The sequence below is a fragment of the Pseudoalteromonas sp. c7(2019) genome (assembly GCF_011378625.1).
Classification (GTDB): Bacteria; Pseudomonadota; Gammaproteobacteria; order Enterobacterales; family Alteromonadaceae; genus Pseudoalteromonas; species Pseudoalteromonas arctica.
This window is the reverse complement of record NZ_WTKS01000002.1, coordinates 368,928-386,020: the sequence shown is the minus strand read 5'-3', so window position 1 is coordinate 386,020 and position 17,093 is coordinate 368,928. Positions and strand designations below refer to the sequence as shown.

The following is a 17,093-nucleotide window of genomic DNA, read 5'->3' as shown; positions in this document are numbered from 1 at the left end:
GCGGTGTCCTAGGCCTCTAGACGATGGGGACACATAAATGTGTCACTAGGACAGTTGATAAGTTTAACTCACATCATGAGCTTTAAGGTAATTGCGTTTAATACAAGTAAAGACTCGAGCTTTAATTGTGACGCTATTTTCTCGGTAAAACCGCCTTTAACTAATAAAAGTTAAGTGGCGTCCCCAAGGGGATTCGAACCCCTGTTACCGCCGTGAAAGGGCGGTGTCCTAGGCCTCTAGACGATGGGGACACAGAAAACTGCTACCCTAGGACAAAACACTAATTTTTGGTGGAGCCATGCGGGATCGAACCGCAGACCTCTTCACTGCCAGCGAAGCGCTCTCCCAGCTGAGCTATGGCCCCAACTTAATCAATACCCGCCGTGATAAACACATCGTGTATCGCTTAGTGCGGGGCGCATTCTATGCACCACCCAAAATAAAGTCAACAGTTTTTTACCTAGCTTTATTTAAATGGTTTAATTTTCAACAAACTGGCTATCAAGCGTGCTAAAAAATACAATTTGAATAAGATTCTAGCCCTACTGCTTATAATAACATCACTATATCGCAGCGAATACTTAACAACACCCTACTCCCCTATTTAATGCAACAAAATTGCATCAAAGCAAAGGTATACATTTATATGCAAATTGAACTTATCTAAAAACTACCAATTAAGGCCCCGCCAATCGCCTTAATCTTTTAAAAGTTACAATTGCTTATAATAACCAAAACTTAAATGTGGATTTGAGAGTACCCGCAGCCTTTACTTGCTTATTAACCAGCGTCACTCGTACTAAAAAACTCGATTATTGTTTGAAGAACATTTTTTAAAGAGCATTGTAGCTTCGTAATGCTATGTACAAAACTTTAGGGCGTGTTGATCTTTGGTGGGTGAATTTGCAGCAGTATGTTTGGTTTTTAGGCAAGGCAGAGCCTATGTAGTTTGGTTATTACCCATGAATAGGCGATAACGCCGCATAAAGTCCAAACATGCGCTGCCCTTTGGGTTCAATCCACTAAGGTCAACACGCCCTAGTTATATGTGATCTATTTAGTCTTAATCCGAAGGCTATTAGTGAAGTATGAGTATTTACGATTTGGCTAGGTTGGCTTATAAAAATAAAGTAAGTACAAAAATAGAGTTTAGAATGCTGAAAATAGCATTTGTTTTGGGGAGTTTAGATTAAATTCATTTTTAAAGGACCGCTCTATTCACTAAATAACTCGCCCTAATATTAATCCATCTTGCTCATAATCATAAAAACGACTCCAGTAAAAAAACAATAAGTATCGTGAAGCTAAATTTAAGATTAATAAAATATAATTCCCTACTCACTTTTAGGAGCTTATTAGGTGCTTAATTGAACTGCAATATCAAATTTGATGATAAAATAGACTTCAACCATATCCTATTGTTTATAAAACCTTCATTCAGCACATTTTTATCATTCAAGTGTTGACACATTTCCAACTCTATCTATAATAGCGCCCCACAACAACGCAGCAATGCAATGTTGTTTAGATGTGGGTGATTAGCTCAGTTGGGAGAGCATCGCCCTTACAAGGCGAGGGTCACTGGTTCAAGTCCAGTATCACCCACCACTTTTTAATTAAAGTGTTCACATCTAAATTCTATATGGGTCCTAAGCTCAATTAGAAAATAGAGAGCATTACCGCTACTTACAAGTAACGGCAAAGTTCACTGGTTAAAGTCCAGTACTATTTATTTTAATAGTAGCGTTTTAATTTATATGTGGGTGATTAGCTCAGTTGGGAGAGCATCGCCCTTACAAGGCGAGGGTCACTGGTTCAAGTCCAGTATCACCCACCACATATAAAACCTATTATTATATAATAGTCGTGTTTTAAAATTGTAATATGGGTCGTTAGCTCAGTTACAAGAAAAGAGAGCATCAACGTCTTTTATAAAAGATGGCGAAGTTCACTGGTTAAAGTCCAGTACTATCTATATAGGTAGTAGCATGTAATATGGGTCGTTAGCTCAGTTGGGAGAGCATCGCCCTTACAAGGCGAGGGTCACTGGTTCAAGTCCAGTACGACCCACCATTCTTAGAATGGTGCATATTACAAGAAAATCTAAATGGGTCGTTAGCTCAGTTAGAAAAAAGAGAACATTACCGCTATTTACAAGTAACGGCGAGGTTCACTGGTTAAAGTCCAGTACTATTTATTTCAATAGTAGCGTTTTAATTTATATGTGGGTGATTAGCTCAGTTGGGAGAGCATCGCCCTTACAAGGCGAGGGTCACTGGTTCAAGTCCAGTATCACCCACCACATATAAAGCCTATTATTATGTTAATAGTCGCGTTTTAAAATTTAATATGGGTCGTTAGCTCAGTTGGGAGAGCATCGCCCTTACAAGGCGAGGGTCACTGGTTCAAGTCCAGTACGACCCACCATTCCTAGAATGGTGCATATTAAAATGTAATTTGGGTGATTAGCTCAGTTGGGAGAGCATCGCCCTTACAAGGCGAGGGTCACTGGTTCAAGTCCAGTATCACCCACCAAATTACATCAAGCGGTTAATTGACAGCAAAGAATTAAATAACAGGCATACCTATTATATGTGGGTGATTAGCTCAGTTGGGAGAGCATCGCCCTTACAAGGCGAGGGTCACTGGTTCAAGTCCAGTATCACCCACCACATATAAATACCATTAAACAACTTCTCTAGTAATAACTCTTCCTTCTCATATTAAACACATTTACAAACTTTATAAAAACTCAATATATAAATCGCATTTAATAAAGAGCATCCCCACTCTTTACAAATAATGGCGAGGGTCACTGGTATCAAGCCAAGTAATCACCCACCACATATAAATACCATCAGACAACTCTTTAAATGACAACTTCTCTAGTAATAACTCTTTTCCCATATTAAATACGTTTAACTCCTCTTTTTACCTTAAATACATTTCATATTTTTATTAAAATCTAAATTACCATATTAAAGCACTCATCAAATATAGCGTTTCCATTTTACTTATTTAGTTTTTAATTATGCTATTCGGCTCAGTACTTTCGAAGTTAGATAAACGTATTAGACAAAGTTAAGTACCTAATAAATACAGCTATCATTTAAATTCCCTTGTAAGGAGTTAAACTGTTGATTATAGTCTGTGTTAAATACAATTACGCTTAAGCCAATGCCAACTAAGATCTATTCAAAAGCCAAAATACTTATAGTAGAGGAGCAGCCACTTGCTCAAAGCTATATGAAACAATCGTTAGAAAGGCTTGGCTTTCGGCAGTTGCGCTTTGCTGATCATGCAAACTCTGCAAAAGAGCAGTGTTTAAGTGAAGAATTTGATCTAATAGTTTGCTCATTCAACTTAAACAAACACCAAGATGGCTACCAGCTTTATGAAGAGCTACGTGTAAAGCAGCTCATAAAAAGTTCGACTGGCTTTATTTTTATCTCAGCAGAAACAAGTGGCTCACTCGTTCATAGTGTTCTTGAGCTGCAGCCAGATGACTTTTTAGTTAAGCCTTTTACAGTACAAGAGCTTAAAACACGCATTGAACGAATCTTAAAGCGTAAACACGACTTACAAACAGTGTATTCATTAATTGATGATGGTAACGATTCAAAAGCTATTAAATTTATTGATACCGCTCTGGATAAAAAAAATAATAATTACAGTCCTATCCTACTTCGCTTAAAAGGCGATGCCCTACTTCGCTTAAAGCGTGCTCAAGATGCAAAAGACTTTTTTAAGTCTGTTCTCGATATTCAAAAATTTGCTTGGGCAAAAGTAGGTTTAGTAGAGGCACTTATAGCGAATAACGAACATATTTTGGCGCAGCGAATGCTCAAGACAATGTTAGAGCGCCAAGAAACTCGTTTAGTAGCCCTTGATTTGTTGGGCAGATTAGAAATAAAGCTAAATCAGTTTGAGCTAGCACAAAGCTTTTTAAGTCAAGCAGCAGACATTGCACCGCGAAACATCACACGCCAAAAATCGTTAAGTAATGTGTCGCTAATTAATCACGACTACGAAAAAAGCTATTTAACTCAAAAAGATATAGCCACCTTTGCAAAGCACTCAATACACGACCACCCCGATGTTTATTTGAATGCAGCACGTGCTGGTATCGACTTTGCGTTAACGACTGATCAAACTGATCAAATTCAACGAATTTCTAGGCAAACCAATCAGTACATTAATGATTTAAAAAAACAGTTTCCTAATAATGCAAATCAAGCTCAAATTGATGTACTTAATGCACGACTTCATTACTTAAAAGACGAGCATCAAAAAGCGAAAAAGCTAATTGAACAACTTGATGATGACGATACTCATATCCGATCGGTTGATGGCGCACTTGATAAAGCAAAAGCATTTCATGAACTGGGGTTTCATCAAAAGGCGCAAACCTTATTCACACAAATAATTAGCCACTGTGAAAGACACCCTGCAGTTAGCGACACAACTTACTTGCGTTATATTCAGCAGCAACAAAGTGAGCGACGCGATATTAAAATGGGTCCAAAAGAGCTTAATAACCATGCCGTTAGTCAATTTAATAAAGGCCAATTAAATACTGCGTTGGAAGCTTTTACACAAGCGTTTAGAGTCATGCCTCGTAATCAAAGTATCGCACTTAATTTATTACAGTGCCTATTTGATTCAACTAAGCAATCTGGCAGCTCATTTAATATGGATCTTGCTAGAAGGTGCTACGCCCTTCTTGATAAAACTAAATTACAAGCAGATCAGACGCAGCGTTTAGATAAGATTTTGCACATAGCAAAAGAAATGAATTTAGATATTCAAAGCGCTAGTAAATAAAATATTAGAGCTTTTTCATTGATGCGGCATTAACGCAATAACGTAAACCCGTTGGTAATGGACCATCTGAAAAAATATGACCTAAGTGCGAATCGCACACGTTACAAACCACCTCTATGCGCTCCATACCATGACTTGTATCGCTTACATAGCCAATCGCTTCAATTGTCGCAGGTTGCGTAAATGACGGCCAACCAGTGCCACTATCAAACTTTTCATCGGCATCAAACAATAGGTTATCACAGCAAATACACACATACTTGCCAGGTTCGAGTAATGTACAACTACCCGAGCTATCTGGGCGCTCTGTTCCTTTCTTACGTGTTACGTAATATTCATCTTCTGATAGTTGCATCCGCCACTGCTCGTCAGTTTTGACTACTTTTTTACTTGGGGTAGGATTGCCGTTGGTGGCAAAGTTAATAACATCATTCCACTTCAACATAATAGCCTCATTGAATAGTTGATTAACCGTACTTAATAAATTTATAAGAAGTACGGTCAATTATTACGTTATTTAATACACTAGAGATCAGCTAAAGAGTGTTGACCGTTTAAAACTAAAACTCGTTCAATTTTAAAGGTAATCTCCTCAGCTAAAGGTAATATTTTGTTTTTCTGAGTCGGTAAGTATTCGTTTAATAAAACTATCTAGCTCTGCTTTTTTTACAGGTAAACTAACACTCATTTGGCGCTCGTTATTACTGTAAATTATTAGCTCATCATCCTTTGTCGTTATACGTTCAATACTCTCAATAACTAACCAATCTGGACCGTGCTTTTTATCAAAAAATCCCATCAAACTAAAAAGTAATAAGTGTTGGGCGTCTCGCTGAATAAAATCCTCTAACCTGTTTCTTGATTTAAATAAAGGCGTTAACCTATAAACGCTTGAGCAAAAAACAAATACCCATAACCCAAATGACGCTTTAAACCACATAAACTCTAAAAGCTCAGTGCTAATCATTAAAATAATAAGCACAAAGCCTATTATCGATATAGCTATCGCTATTTTTTTATTTACGGCGTCCACAACTAATCCCTTTTAAGTCGCTTTTTTTCTTCTGATGCCTTTTCTGTCGGCTCAGGCCAATCATTAAAGAAAACAGTTAAATAGCGGCTTTTCACCAAATACCATAATACCCATAAAACAATCATCATTTGTACTGCTAAAAATGATGAAAATCGATAATGGCTATGCGCTGCTTGAACACTTAACCATGTTAAATCAACAACTGCACATAAAATAAGAGGCCAGCGCATATGTCGCCATATTCTTGCTAACCTGTTGCTTGCACTGTGTGAATCTCGTGGTCTGCGTAAACAAAATAAAATAGTCGGTATTATTGCAATACTTCCAATCGTTATTGCGATAAAAAAATCATTTTTATTTTTAAAAAATAACGACATTAAATCTAGTTCAGGCCTGCGGCTTAAAGCCGCAATAACCCAAATAAAATAACTGCGTAATAGCACAAGCACACTTAAATGAAATGCAATAGGCGTACGGTAACTTCCGTACTTATCCCAGTATTCTGGCCCATATCGGCTCATTGTCATTTTCCTAACCGTTATGCTTTATAAGCAACTCAATTAATTCATCTTCAGTTAGTATGTCTATGCCTAGGTCTTGTGCTTTTGTTAGTTTTGAACCTGCTTTTTCACCCGCCACTAACGCATCTGTTTTAGCCGATACGCTACCAGACACCTTGGCACCAAGTTGTTGTAATCGTGCTTTTGCATCATTGCGATTAAGTGTATTAAGCGTACCTGTAAGTACATATGTAAGCCCAGCGAGCGGCTGTTCTTCCTCAGAAGGTGCGCTCAACGCTGGCCAGTTTACACCTTGATCTATCAGCGCATTAACAACTGCTAAATTATGCTCTTCATCAAAAAAGCCACGAACATGAGCAGCTACTATTTCGCCTACATCACTTACTTGCGTTAAACTATCAATGCTGGCATTTATTACATTTTCAAGGGTTAGAAAGTGATTAGCTAAATTTTGTGCTGTCGCCTCCCCGGCTTCTCGAATACCTAATGAATATAAAAACTTAGCAAGCGTAGTGCCTTTAGCCTCTTCAAGTGCTGTTACTAAGTTTTTAGCTGACTTAGGTCCCATACGTTCAAGTGACTCAAAATGCCCCTGTTTTAAAATAAACAAATCAGCAGGCGTTTTTATAAGTTCTCTATCGACTAACTGATCAACAATCTTATCGCCAAGACCATCTATATCCAGCGCTTTGCGCGAAGCAAAGTGCTTAATAGCTTGCTTACGCTGTGCAGGACATACAAGTCCACCCGTACAACGGGCTACAGCTTCGCCTTCAACCTTTTCAACATGAGAATCACAGATTGGGCAAGTCGTCGGGAATTCGATATCTCTGGCATCATCAGGTCTGCGTTCAAGTACAACTTGAGTTATTTGTGGGATTACGTCTCCAGCACGGCGAATAATAACTGTATCGCCTACTTTTACGCCTAAACGTGCAACTTCATCACTGTTATGAAGCGTTGCATTTGATACGGTAACGCCACCCACAAAAACAGGCTTCAAACGTGCAACAGGTGTAATGGCGCCAGTACGACCGACTTGAAAATCAACATCAAGTAGTTGGGTTATTTCCTCTTGCGCCGGAAACTTATACGCAATAGCCCAACGAGGAGCACGTGCCACAAAGCCTAAACGCTCTTGTAAGGTCTTTTTATTTATTTTTATTACTACGCCATCAATTTCATATTTAAGCTCACCACGGCGCGTTAAAATATCGCTGTAGTAATCGAGCGCGGCTTTTGGACCTTCAACTAATTTTGTTTCTGGGCACAAAGGTAGTCCCCAATCAGTCAGCTTTTCTAATTGCTGATAGTGATCCTCAGGAATGCTGCCATCAGCAACAAGCCCGGTGCTGTACGCATAAAACATGAGTGGGCGTTTAGCGGTAATTTTAGAGTCGAGTTGACGCAAACTCCCCGCCGCTGCATTACGCGGGTTAACAAATACTTTTTCACCGCGTTTTTCTGCCTCAGTATTCAATTTATCAAAGCCAGCGCTGTCCATAAATACTTCGCCGCGAACTTCAAGCTCTTTTGGGTAATCACCACGGAGCTTGAGCGGTACATTACGAATGGTTTTAACATTTTGAGTAATGTTTTCACCGGTAAAACCATCACCTCGAGTAGCCGCTTGTACAAGCACACCATCGCGATAAATAATTGATACAGCTAAACCATCAAGTTTTGGCTCACAACAAAAAGTAAGCTCATCAGTACTCATTAAACGCTCTTTTATACGGCGATTAAACGCAGTGAATTCTTCTTCACTAAAGGCGTTATCAAGTGAGAGCATGGGTACTTGGTGCGCTACTTGTTCAAATTTACTAAGTGCTGCACCGCCTACTTTTTGTGTAGGTGAGTCGGCGGTTAAAAATTCAGGATGCTCGGTTTCAAGTGCGCTTAGTTCGCGTAATAACCTATCGTATTCAGAATCAGGAATACTGGGGGTGTCGAGCACATAATAATTATAGTTGTGTTGCTCTAATGTAGTACGAAGATGATTAACTTGCTCACTAATGCTGCTAGACATTTAAACCTCAATAAACATAAAAAAAGCCACTTTGACGATTCACCGTCCAGTGGCTTATAAAAATATAATGTATGCGTTATTTACGCTGAAAAAGAACGAACCTGCTCAACATATTGTCTTACGCGATCTACTGTCATTTCATTTCGCTCAGCATCTAAAATTTGTGCACCAAATTCATCCGCTAACTTTTTAGCTGCGCTGTGCAACATATTAAATGCAGCTAGACCATCGCCGTCGCACGGTAACGTCATAAATAAGCTTACCCCAGCGGTACTAAACTGTTCCATATTATCAATATCAAACGTACCTGGGTTGTACATATTTACTAATCTAAATAAAACAGGGCCTTGACCAGCCGGATCTAAGTGGCGATTAAAAAAGCCTTCCTCAGAATATTTAAAACCTAAAGTGTTAACTGCCGGCAATAATTTACTGCCCTGCATACTAAGCTCTTCTGGCATTTGAATATGTACAATAACAAAGTCAGACATTTGGGCAGGTGCTTCTTCAGCGCTTTGCTCTTTTGCTTCTAGGTCATCAACTATTTCTAGGTCATCTTCAATCGGCACTTCTGGCACGCTTGTATCTATTTGCGGCTCATTTGCATCAAAGTTAAGCTCACCAAACTGTGGCTCATCACGTTCGTTTTGCATTGGCTCTTTTGGTTCAGCCTCAGTTCGAAACGGTTCAGATGAAGCTGATGCGCTTTCTTGTAATGGTTCAACCCGCTCGTTATCAGATACTTCTGGGCGGTCTTTTTTTCTCACAGACCACAATCCATGTATTAATAAACCACCAATGACAACTACACTGATAATGATTAAAACCCATCTTAATTGTTCGGCCATCCCCTCACCTTTTATTATTTGATATGCCTAAAACCTGTATATTAATTAAAAATAATACACTTGTTATAAAAATTTATGCATGTGCAAGTTGCACAGCCTGCTCTATATCTACAGCAACCATACGGGATACGCCAGGTTCTGCCATAGTAACACCTGTTAATCTACCAGCCATTTCCATCGCAATTTTATTATGACTAATATAAATAAACTGCACTGATTGTGACATTTCTTCAACCAAACGGCAAAAACGCACAACGTTGGCATCATCCAATGGTGCATCTACTTCGTCCAGCATACAGAAAGGAGCTGGATTGAGCCTGAATATAGAAAACACTAATGATAATGCGGTCAGCGCTTTTTCTCCACCACTTAACAAATGAATTGTTGAATTTTTCTTACCCGGTGGTCGTGCCATTATACTAACACCACTTTCGAGTAAATCGTCACTGGTTAATTCTAAATACGCACTACCACCACCAAAAACTTTAGGAAATAGCTCTGCAAAGTCTTCGTTAACTTGATCGAACGTCGCTTTAAAGCGTGTTTTGGTCTCACTATCAATTTTACGAATTGCACCTTCAAGGGTACTTAACGCTTTTGTTAAATCATCTAATTGACTATCAAGATAATCACTACGAGCTTTAGCTAAATCAAACTCTTCTATTGCCGCTAAGTTTACTGCACCTAATTTATCTAACTGATTAGTAAATCCGGTTAACTGATTTTGCGCTGCACTTAAATTCAATGAATCAGGTAATTCATCAAGTATTGCTTTTAAGCTTTGTTTCAACTCTTCTAATGGTTCGAGAGCAACTTGCGCTTTTATTACTAAGCTTTGCTCTTCAATTGTTAGCTTTTGATGCTGCTCTTGCAAGCCCACCAGCTCACCTTGTGAGTTTTTAAGACTTGCTTGCTTGGTGTTTAAACTTTCTTTAGCGTGAGATAATTCTTTTTGTAGCACTACTAGTGCCTGCTCGCCTTTTTGATGCTGCGCTAAAAACTGCGTTATTTTATCGCTAAGCTCTTGCTCTGGGATCAGCAGCTCTTCTATTTCATTGAGTAGTTCTTGCGCACCTTCAGATGCACTAACGTGTTCCTGCTCTGCATGGCTCAATTTGGTTTGGCTTAACTGCCATTCACTGCGTGCCTTTTGCTCTGAGAGCGTTGCCTTATGCGCTTGCGTTTTATATTGCTCAAGCATGCTTAATGCTTCGCTATAACTTTTATCACTTTGTGAGCGCAGGCTATTTGCAGCGTCTACCTCATCCGCTAAGTTAAGTTGCTGCTCATTTAACACTTCAAATTGCTCTGTTTGCTCATCAAGCACGTTATTTAATTGCAAAAGCGCAGTGGTTAATTGCTGTTTTTGTTGCTGTAGCTTTTCTAGTTGCAGCTTAAAGTGCGCTACTTGCTGTTTGAGCATATCGCTGCGTGTACCGGCTACTGCTATATTTTGCGCAAGCTCATGTATGGCTTCTTTTAGCTCGCTTTGCTCGTTAATTAACTTTACTTGCTCGGCTGTATGTTCATCACGAGTGTGTGTTACTTGTTTTAGCTCATCCTCGGCATTGGTTAACTGCTGAGCTTTATCCTGCAATTGCTTATGTTTTAAAAGTAATGAGTTTTCGGCATTTCTATCGGCACTTACATGCCAGTTACGACCATATAAAGCACCGTTTTTATCCATAACGGCTGTATAATAAGCATCTTTTAACAGCGTTAGATCACCGCTCTCGCTATAAGCAATGCGCGTTAAATGATCTGGGTACACGCCGCTTGTTATGAATGCCGCTAAGCTATTTTCAGCAATGTGCTTACCACTAATTGGCCACACACTATTATCAGCTTGCTGCTCACTTACATTTAAGTGCTCTAGCGATTTAAGTGCTTGCTCTATTAAGGGCTCAAAGCCTTCTTTAACACTTAGCTGATTAAACAAACCATTAGTACTTTCACTTTCTTCATCAAGCCCTAATGTACTTTTAAGCCCCGTTATACTGGCTTTTAACTCATTTATTGTTTGAGTAAGCGTCGAATATTGCTTTTGTGAGTTATTAACACGCTCATTTTGCACTTCAAGCTTAGCACTGCACTGCGTGTGCGCTGTTTGTTTAGCGGCAAGTTCTTGGGTTAATGTTTGTGTTTGCTGTGTTTGCTGCGTTAATTGTTGTTCTACATCGCTACTTTGTAAGTCAGTAAGCTGCGCATTTAACTGATCAATTTGCTCGTTAACGTGGCTTATTTGCTGCTGAGTTTGTTTAATGTGACTGCTATGCAGTTGCGCATTATTATTAAGTTGCTGCTGTTGCTCACACAAAGTTTGCCAGTGTGTATTGTGGCGCTGCTTCAGTGCTAATAATTCCTCAAGCTCATGCGTTAACTTCCTTACTTGCTCTTCGCACATTAACGCGTTTTCACTTGCCTCTTGCAGGGTTTCATTTAGTTGCTCGCACACAATTTGCTGCTGCGTTTTAACTTCAGTGCTATGGGTTTGGCGTTGCTGTAATTTAATTAAATTTTGTTTAAGCGTTTGAGTTTGTTGCTTTACATTTATTTGCTGTTGCTCAGCGCGGGTAAGCTCGGTGTGTATTACATGTTGCTGATGTTGTGCATCGCTTAGTTTATCTTGCTGAGCTTGTACTTGCCCTTCTAAGCTTGCAAGTACATCGTCATGCCCTGAGTTAGCAGTTTTAAAAAACGAAATTTGATCGTTCAGTTTTTTAATTAGAGTACTTTTTTCAAGTTGTTGCTGATGTAACTTTTGCCATTTTAAAACCGCAATTTGCCCTTTTAACGTTCGCTCTTGCGCTTTTAACTCGCGGTATTTTTTTGCATCAACCGACTGCACAGCCAATTTATCTAACTGGCTTTGCAGCTCTTTACGCACATCTAACAAACGCTCAAGGTTTTCGCGGGTGCTTTTAATGCGTGTTTGTGTTTCGCGGCGGCGCTCTTTGTACTTAGAAACGCCAGCGGCTTCTTCTAAAAATACGCGTAATTCTTGTGGTTTACTTTCTATTAAACGCGAGATCATCCCTTGCTCAATAATCGCGTAACTACGCGGACCAAGACCTGTACCTAAAAATATATCGGTAATATCACGCTTACGGCATTTACTGCCATTTAAAAAGTACAGCGATAGCCCGTCGCGCGTTACTAAGCGTTTAATTGCAATTTGGTTTCGATCAGCAAATGTATTAGAAGGACTACCTTTATCGTTATCAAAAACAAGCTCTACAGAAGCTTGTGATATGGCTTTACGATTAGTTGAGCCATTAAAAATAACGTCGGTCATGGCATCGCCACGCAGGTTTTTAGCAGAGCTTTCACCTAGCACCCATCGTACTGCATCAATAACGTTAGATTTGCCACAGCCATTAGGGCCTACAACACACGTCATTTGATCAGGAAATGGAATTTTAGTGGGCTCTACAAACGATTTAAAGCCCGCTAATTTAATAGTGCTTAAGCGCATCTTATTGTTATTACCAATTTATTATTGTTATTTGTCATAAACAATTTAACCCATAATTTACTAATAGATTAAGCTTGTCGTTTAAAGTTATCTAAAATAATACCGGTCGCCATTGCAACATTAAGTGACTCTGCTCCACCAAAAGCGGGAATGGTGATTTTATTGGTCACTAACTTTGCACATGTCTCGCGTATACCATGCGACTCACTGCCCATTAGCAAAACGCCTGAGCCCGTAAATTGGGTTTTATGTACACTTTGTCCATCTAAAAAAGCACCGTAAACAGGTAAATTTAAAGACTGTAAGTAATCAGGTAAATCTACTTGGCTTACCGATACCCTTACAAATGAGCCCATTGTGGCGCTAATTGTTTTAGGGTTGTAAGCGTCTGCGCTGTCGGTGCTAGTTACTATATGTTTAATACCGTACCAATCAGCTACTCTAATTATTGTGCCTAAGTTACCAGGGTCTGATACGCCATCAAGCGCGAGTATTAAGCCATTTGCTTGTGGTAAAGCTGCCTTTGGCATATCAACAATAGCAATGGCTGCATTATTGCTAACTAGCGTGCTCGCTTTAGTGAGGGTCTCTTCATCCGCTTCAATAAAATTAGCGTCCTGATACTCACCTTGGTACGCATTTATAAATTCGTTTGTAGCAAAAATATTAACCGCATTTAATGGGCTGTTTAATAACTCAAGTACGTTTTTTTCACCCTGTACAAGGTATTGATTATATTGCTTTCGGTACTTTTTTTGGCCAAGTTGGCGAATAAGTTTGAGTTGGTTTTTTGAAATCATAACAGCCCCATAAAATTATCCAGCAAGTATAACAGATTTCGTTATAACATCTGAACTCGAAAAGCAGCGAATAGGGCTAATTTATCTTACTCGCACTTCTTTCAAAGGTCAGATTAATGCGAATAAACATCCCTTTTATCGCTTCTAATTGATTTGAATCACCAACAGATGCGGCTAATTCGTTATAAAGATTATCAGACGCTTGCTTAAAGTTTTCATCAAACTTACCTTTGGTAGCCAGCATAAATGCATCAGCCAACGTGCGTTGCCACTCATTTAAGTATTTTAGCTTTGTGTCACCAGCAAGGTTTTCGCAAATTGAGTTTAATCGCACTGAAGCATGCCCTAAGTTTAGACCGGTAAGAGCCATATCGGTAACAGCGCGTGAGTGTGAACCCTGATCGTAATTAGTTAAACGGATTAACCTATCTGCCATGCGGCGGTTGTACCAAATACTCGGAGTTTGATGGGTATTTATTTCGAGTAAATCTTTATAGGTAGCCTTAAAAACACGATGAACAAGTAACTGAACACTTGGTCCTGTAAATAACTGAAAAATCCAAAATAAAATACTCACGCCAGCAAAAATAGCGATTGCAGAACTAAGTGTATAATCAATTGAAAACGCTAGGCTCATATCCGTGCTGGGTCTAACCAAAATAGTAAATGGAATACAAAACCCTAAGCCGTATGGCAGCGTTTGTTGATCAGCGAGTAACAGTAAACCCAAAAAATACGGACCAGCTAATACAAGCAACAATATTTCTAATTGCCCACCACTTTGCGACAGTAAATTTAACGCATAAAAAATAGTTACAAAAGTAGCAACAATTATACCTGCCAATAAACGTTTAATTACAACCTGTAAAATAGCCAAGGGTATTCTCGCCAGCATTATCGAAAATATGACCGGTAATATCATAATTAATAATGCAGCTGAAGAACCTGTATTAATCCAAATAAATGCGCCGATAGAAAACACCAAAGCAGTTCTAAATCCAACAATAATGCCAGCTAATGGGTCGCGATATGTAAGCATACTGGGTGCATTTAATAATGTTTTATCGCGTTGTTCTAAAGCTCTGTATGCCCGTAGTAAAATTGTTAAGTCGGCTGCCACTTCTAAGCTTACATTGAGCATGTGAGATTCAAATGGTGAATCACACACCGTATTTGCTCTATAGTCGGTTAGCTCTTTACGCAGTGTTTTAACTTGTTCGGCGCAGTAATCAAAATCGTCAGATTCTTTAATTTGCGCGAATACGTGTTTAAGTTTACTTATTAATTTGTCTAATGTGGAAGTAATGAGGTCTGCGTGGTTTCGTTGCAGGCGACCAATTATTTGAATTGAAGCCAGTAAAGAAAGCACTTTTTGCGACAATTGATTTGCAGCACGTGAGCGCCCTGGACCTTTTGGTCCTTCGTACCTTACTGCGCTAGAGTCTTCGTTTATAGATCCTAATGTTGCCATAATGCCATCTATTTGTTGATGGCGATTTTCGTGCGAGCCTTTAGAATCAAGCTCAGTTACTAAATAATCTAACGTTTGGTTTATAACCGACCGCGCTTGTACTTGCAGTAAGTGTTTAACTTTTACAGGCCAAAACAAATGGCTCACAAGGCCTGCACATATCGAGCCTATTACTATTTCACTCACGCGCGCTTGTGCAATATCAAATATGCTTTGGCTGCTCACCATTGCCGGAGTAACCATGACTAAAAGTACAATAATAGCGGCTGTTACACCTGCCATAGCAAACGCATAAACAAAGTTTGCTTGGCGTACCATTGCCGATAACGCAGAGTTTACCCCCAACCATAATGCCAATGCACCGAGCGCTAAATAAGGGTAGAGAATTAACTGAGTTAAAAGCAATATGCCAAATAAACCACCCACTATGGTGCCTATTATTTGGCAAATTGCTTTTTCAATAACCAATCCGCTTTGCGGGCGTAATTGCAAAAATATAGCCGAGACTAACGCCCAATAAGGTCTTTCAAGATTAAGCCACATAGCAATAGTAAGCGCCATTACCATGGCTATAACGCCCTTAGTCGCAAAAATAATTGCCTGTTTTTTAGGAAAAAACAAATTTTGTAATACAACGCCCACTGTCTTCCCCTTAACGTGTAGCGAGATGTATTGTGGCGGTCATTCCTGCGCTTAACTGTGTATCTTCGGGCAATGAATCTAACTTAATATCAACAGGAATACGTTGCGATAAACGTACCCAATTAAATGTTTGTTGTACTTGTGGTAAAAGCTGCCCGTTACTTTGTGTATTCGTATTTGCAATTGCTTTACCTACACTCACTACATGCCCCGTTAATTGCTTACCACCGCTTAAAAGTGCTATTTTAGCTTTTTGATCAGGATAAATAAGCGGTATTTTACTCTCTTCAAAGTAACCCGTTACGTAAAATGAATCTGACTGCACGATAGCAAACACAGGTGTGCCTTGAGCTACATAGTTACCTTGGCGTAAATTCAGATTAATTATTTGCCCCGATGCAGGCGCAACAATTTTAGTTCTATCAACATTTAATTGCGCAATTGTTTGCTCTGTTTTAGCTAGGTTATAATTTGCCTCAGCAATTTTAGTATTGATACGTGTTGATTCTAGCGTTTCTTCACTTATTGCCTGTTGAGTGTTTAGCTCAACACGTCTTTCGTATTTATGTTTAGCAAGCTCCCATGTATATAGCGTATTTTCTGTATTGGCTTTACTTTTATCAAGCGCTGCTTGGTAACGCTTTTGATCAACATTAAAAAGTACTTCGCCTTTTTGTACGTTTTGACCATCTTTAATGTTTAAAGCAGTCACCCAACCCGACACGTCTGGAGCAATTGTAACTATGTCTGCTCGAATGCGACCGTCGCGCGTCCAAGGAGTATGCATGTAGTCAGTCCATACCCAACGCCCAGCAAAAACCGCAGCTATAACAACCAATATAGTAAAAGTAATACGCAGATATTTAATCATTCAATTTATCTTCCACTTAGTAAATAGACGGCCAGTGCCAAGTAACAAACAAATAGTGACACTTCAAACCAAGCCACTTTCCAAATACGGTCATGCCAATCTAGTCGATGCAAAGCAAAACGAGTCAGCGCTGTTAAAATAAACGCAATTGGGAAGTAAACAATCAGCGGGCTAAACTCTAATCCCCCTAACACGACTGCTTGAAACATAATAAATATCCTAATGTTATTTAAAGCGGTGATAAAAGCTGTAAAACCTAAATAAATTTACATCCCCACTACTCTTACAATCTATTATTTTGGCATATAAATCAATTAGCTTAATTGTACGTAGGTGTGCTTAATACATAATTAATGCCATTACATTTAAGCAGCATTAACTATGTATAGTAGCTAAATCGCATATTAAAAAGCTAAAGTTCCCAGTTACCAGCCAAATAAATAAAACCAGCGAGATTTATTTATAAAAAAGTATTAGAGTATTTAACTCAATACTTAAAACGCCTATTTATAGCTGTTTACAGAAGGGTGAGATAATTATAAACATTGAATTTTGCACTAAAAATGGGTAAATTAACAA

General features: G+C 39.0%; 11 protein-coding genes and 9 tRNA genes. 8 read left to right on the top strand and 12 right to left on the bottom strand.

The genetic code is table 11. The annotated features are described in order from the left end of the window. Nucleotides 1–175 precede the first annotated feature (175 nt). A tRNA-Glu gene (locus tag GQR38_RS03710) sits at nucleotides 176–251 on the bottom strand. A 37-nt stretch (nucleotides 252–288) separates the two neighbouring features. After that, nucleotides 289–364, bottom strand: a tRNA-Ala gene (locus tag GQR38_RS03705). 1,168 nt (nucleotides 365–1,532) lie between these two features. On the opposite strand from GQR38_RS03705, the gene GQR38_RS03700 reads away from it, so the two are divergent. The 8 genes from GQR38_RS03700 (at nucleotide 1,533) to GQR38_RS03665 (ending at nucleotide 4,824) form a co-directional block, all read left to right on the top strand. Then, nucleotides 1,533–1,608: transfer RNA gene (locus GQR38_RS03700), tRNA-Val, on the top strand. Between the two features lie 153 nt (nucleotides 1,609–1,761). Continuing rightward, nucleotides 1,762–1,837 (top strand) — tRNA-Val (locus GQR38_RS03695). Between the two features lie 160 nt (nucleotides 1,838–1,997). Next, nucleotides 1,998–2,073: transfer RNA gene (locus GQR38_RS03690), tRNA-Val, on the top strand. A 153-nt stretch (nucleotides 2,074–2,226) separates the two neighbouring features. Continuing rightward, a tRNA-Val gene (locus GQR38_RS03685) sits at nucleotides 2,227–2,302 on the top strand. Between the two features lie 49 nt (nucleotides 2,303–2,351). Then, nucleotides 2,352–2,427 (top strand) — tRNA-Val (locus GQR38_RS03680). Between the two features lie 32 nt (nucleotides 2,428–2,459). Beyond that, nucleotides 2,460–2,535, top strand: a tRNA-Val gene (locus GQR38_RS03675). Between the two features lie 61 nt (nucleotides 2,536–2,596). Next, nucleotides 2,597–2,672: transfer RNA gene (locus GQR38_RS03670), tRNA-Val, on the top strand. A gap of 505 nt (nucleotides 2,673–3,177) precedes the next feature. Then, nucleotides 3,178–4,824 carry a tetratricopeptide repeat-containing response regulator gene (locus GQR38_RS03665; RefSeq protein ID WP_165721415.1) on the top strand — a complete coding sequence of 549 codons (1,647 nt, stop codon included), beginning with the start codon at nucleotides 3,178–3,180 and terminating at the stop codon, nucleotides 4,822–4,824. Between the two features lie 4 nt (nucleotides 4,825–4,828). On the opposite strand, the gene msrB is transcribed toward GQR38_RS03665, so the two are convergent. The 10 genes from msrB to GQR38_RS03615 all read right to left on the bottom strand — a co-directional run bounded on the left by msrB (nucleotide 4,829) and on the right by GQR38_RS03615 (nucleotide 16,723). Then, entirely contained in the window at nucleotides 4,829–5,269 is a 441-nt protein-coding gene (msrB, locus tag GQR38_RS03660; RefSeq protein ID WP_165721414.1) for a peptide-methionine (R)-S-oxide reductase MsrB, read from the bottom strand. A 147-nt stretch (nucleotides 5,270–5,416) separates the two neighbouring features. Further along, nucleotides 5,417–5,857 (bottom strand): hypothetical protein, encoded by a 441-nt coding sequence (locus GQR38_RS03655; protein ID WP_165721413.1) that lies wholly within the window; start codon nucleotides 5,855–5,857, stop codon nucleotides 5,417–5,419. Between the two features lie 2 nt (nucleotides 5,858–5,859). Beyond that, nucleotides 5,860–6,378 (bottom strand): DUF2919 domain-containing protein, encoded by a 519-nt coding sequence (locus GQR38_RS03650; RefSeq protein ID WP_007584017.1) that lies wholly within the window; start codon nucleotides 6,376–6,378, stop codon nucleotides 5,860–5,862. Between the two features lie 10 nt (nucleotides 6,379–6,388). After that, nucleotides 6,389–8,407, bottom strand: a complete 2,019-nt coding sequence (gene ligA / locus GQR38_RS03645) for an NAD-dependent DNA ligase LigA (protein ID WP_007584014.1) — start codon at nucleotides 8,405–8,407, stop codon at nucleotides 6,389–6,391. 80 nt (nucleotides 8,408–8,487) lie between these two features. After that, on the bottom strand, nucleotides 8,488–9,255 hold the full coding sequence (gene zipA / locus GQR38_RS03640) for a cell division protein ZipA (RefSeq protein WP_165721412.1): 768 nt from the start codon (nucleotides 9,253–9,255) through the stop codon (nucleotides 8,488–8,490). A 73-nt stretch (nucleotides 9,256–9,328) separates the two neighbouring features. Then, nucleotides 9,329–12,730 (bottom strand): AAA family ATPase, encoded by a 3,402-nt coding sequence (locus GQR38_RS03635; protein ID WP_165721411.1) that lies wholly within the window; start codon nucleotides 12,728–12,730, stop codon nucleotides 9,329–9,331. A gap of 68 nt (nucleotides 12,731–12,798) precedes the next feature. Further along, nucleotides 12,799–13,530 (bottom strand): RNA methyltransferase, encoded by a 732-nt coding sequence (locus GQR38_RS03630; protein ID WP_165721410.1) that lies wholly within the window; start codon nucleotides 13,528–13,530, stop codon nucleotides 12,799–12,801. 76 nt (nucleotides 13,531–13,606) lie between these two features. After that, nucleotides 13,607–15,643 carry an FUSC family protein gene (locus GQR38_RS03625; protein ID WP_165721409.1) on the bottom strand — a complete coding sequence of 679 codons (2,037 nt, stop codon included), beginning with the start codon at nucleotides 15,641–15,643 and terminating at the stop codon, nucleotides 13,607–13,609. A 10-nt stretch (nucleotides 15,644–15,653) separates the two neighbouring features. Further along, nucleotides 15,654–16,514 (bottom strand): HlyD family secretion protein, encoded by an 861-nt coding sequence (locus GQR38_RS03620; RefSeq protein ID WP_165721408.1) that lies wholly within the window; start codon nucleotides 16,512–16,514, stop codon nucleotides 15,654–15,656. A 5-nt stretch (nucleotides 16,515–16,519) separates the two neighbouring features. After that, complete coding sequence (locus GQR38_RS03615) at nucleotides 16,520–16,723, bottom strand: DUF1656 domain-containing protein (protein ID WP_008171772.1); 204 nt, start codon at nucleotides 16,721–16,723, stop codon at nucleotides 16,520–16,522. Nucleotides 16,724–17,093 lie beyond the last annotated feature (370 nt).

What these genes read in the sequence shown, in the direction of transcription:
- zipA (WP_165721412.1), bottom strand. Translation starts at nt 9,255, where the DNA reads ATGGCCGAACAATTAAGATGGGTTTTAATCATTATCAGTGTAGTTGTC.
- GQR38_RS03620 (WP_165721408.1), bottom strand. Translation starts at nt 16,514, where the DNA reads ATGATTAAATATCTGCGTATTACTTTTACTATATTGGTTGTTATAGCT.
- ligA (WP_007584014.1), bottom strand. Translation starts at nt 8,407, where the DNA reads ATGTCTAGCAGCATTAGTGAGCAAGTTAATCATCTTCGTACTACATTA.
- GQR38_RS03630 (WP_165721410.1), bottom strand. Translation starts at nt 13,530, where the DNA reads ATGATTTCAAAAAACCAACTCAAACTTATTCGCCAACTTGGCCAAAAA.
- GQR38_RS03650 (WP_007584017.1), bottom strand. Translation starts at nt 6,378, where the DNA reads ATGAGCCGATATGGGCCAGAATACTGGGATAAGTACGGAAGTTACCGT.
- GQR38_RS03615 (WP_008171772.1), bottom strand. Translation starts at nt 16,723, where the DNA reads ATGTTTCAAGCAGTCGTGTTAGGGGGATTAGAGTTTAGCCCGCTGATT.
- msrB (WP_165721414.1), bottom strand. Translation starts at nt 5,269, where the DNA reads ATGTTGAAGTGGAATGATGTTATTAACTTTGCCACCAACGGCAATCCT.
- GQR38_RS03665 (WP_165721415.1), top strand. Translation starts at nt 3,178, where the DNA reads ATGCCAACTAAGATCTATTCAAAAGCCAAAATACTTATAGTAGAGGAG.
- GQR38_RS03635 (WP_165721411.1), bottom strand. Translation starts at nt 12,730, where the DNA reads ATGCGCTTAAGCACTATTAAATTAGCGGGCTTTAAATCGTTTGTAGAG.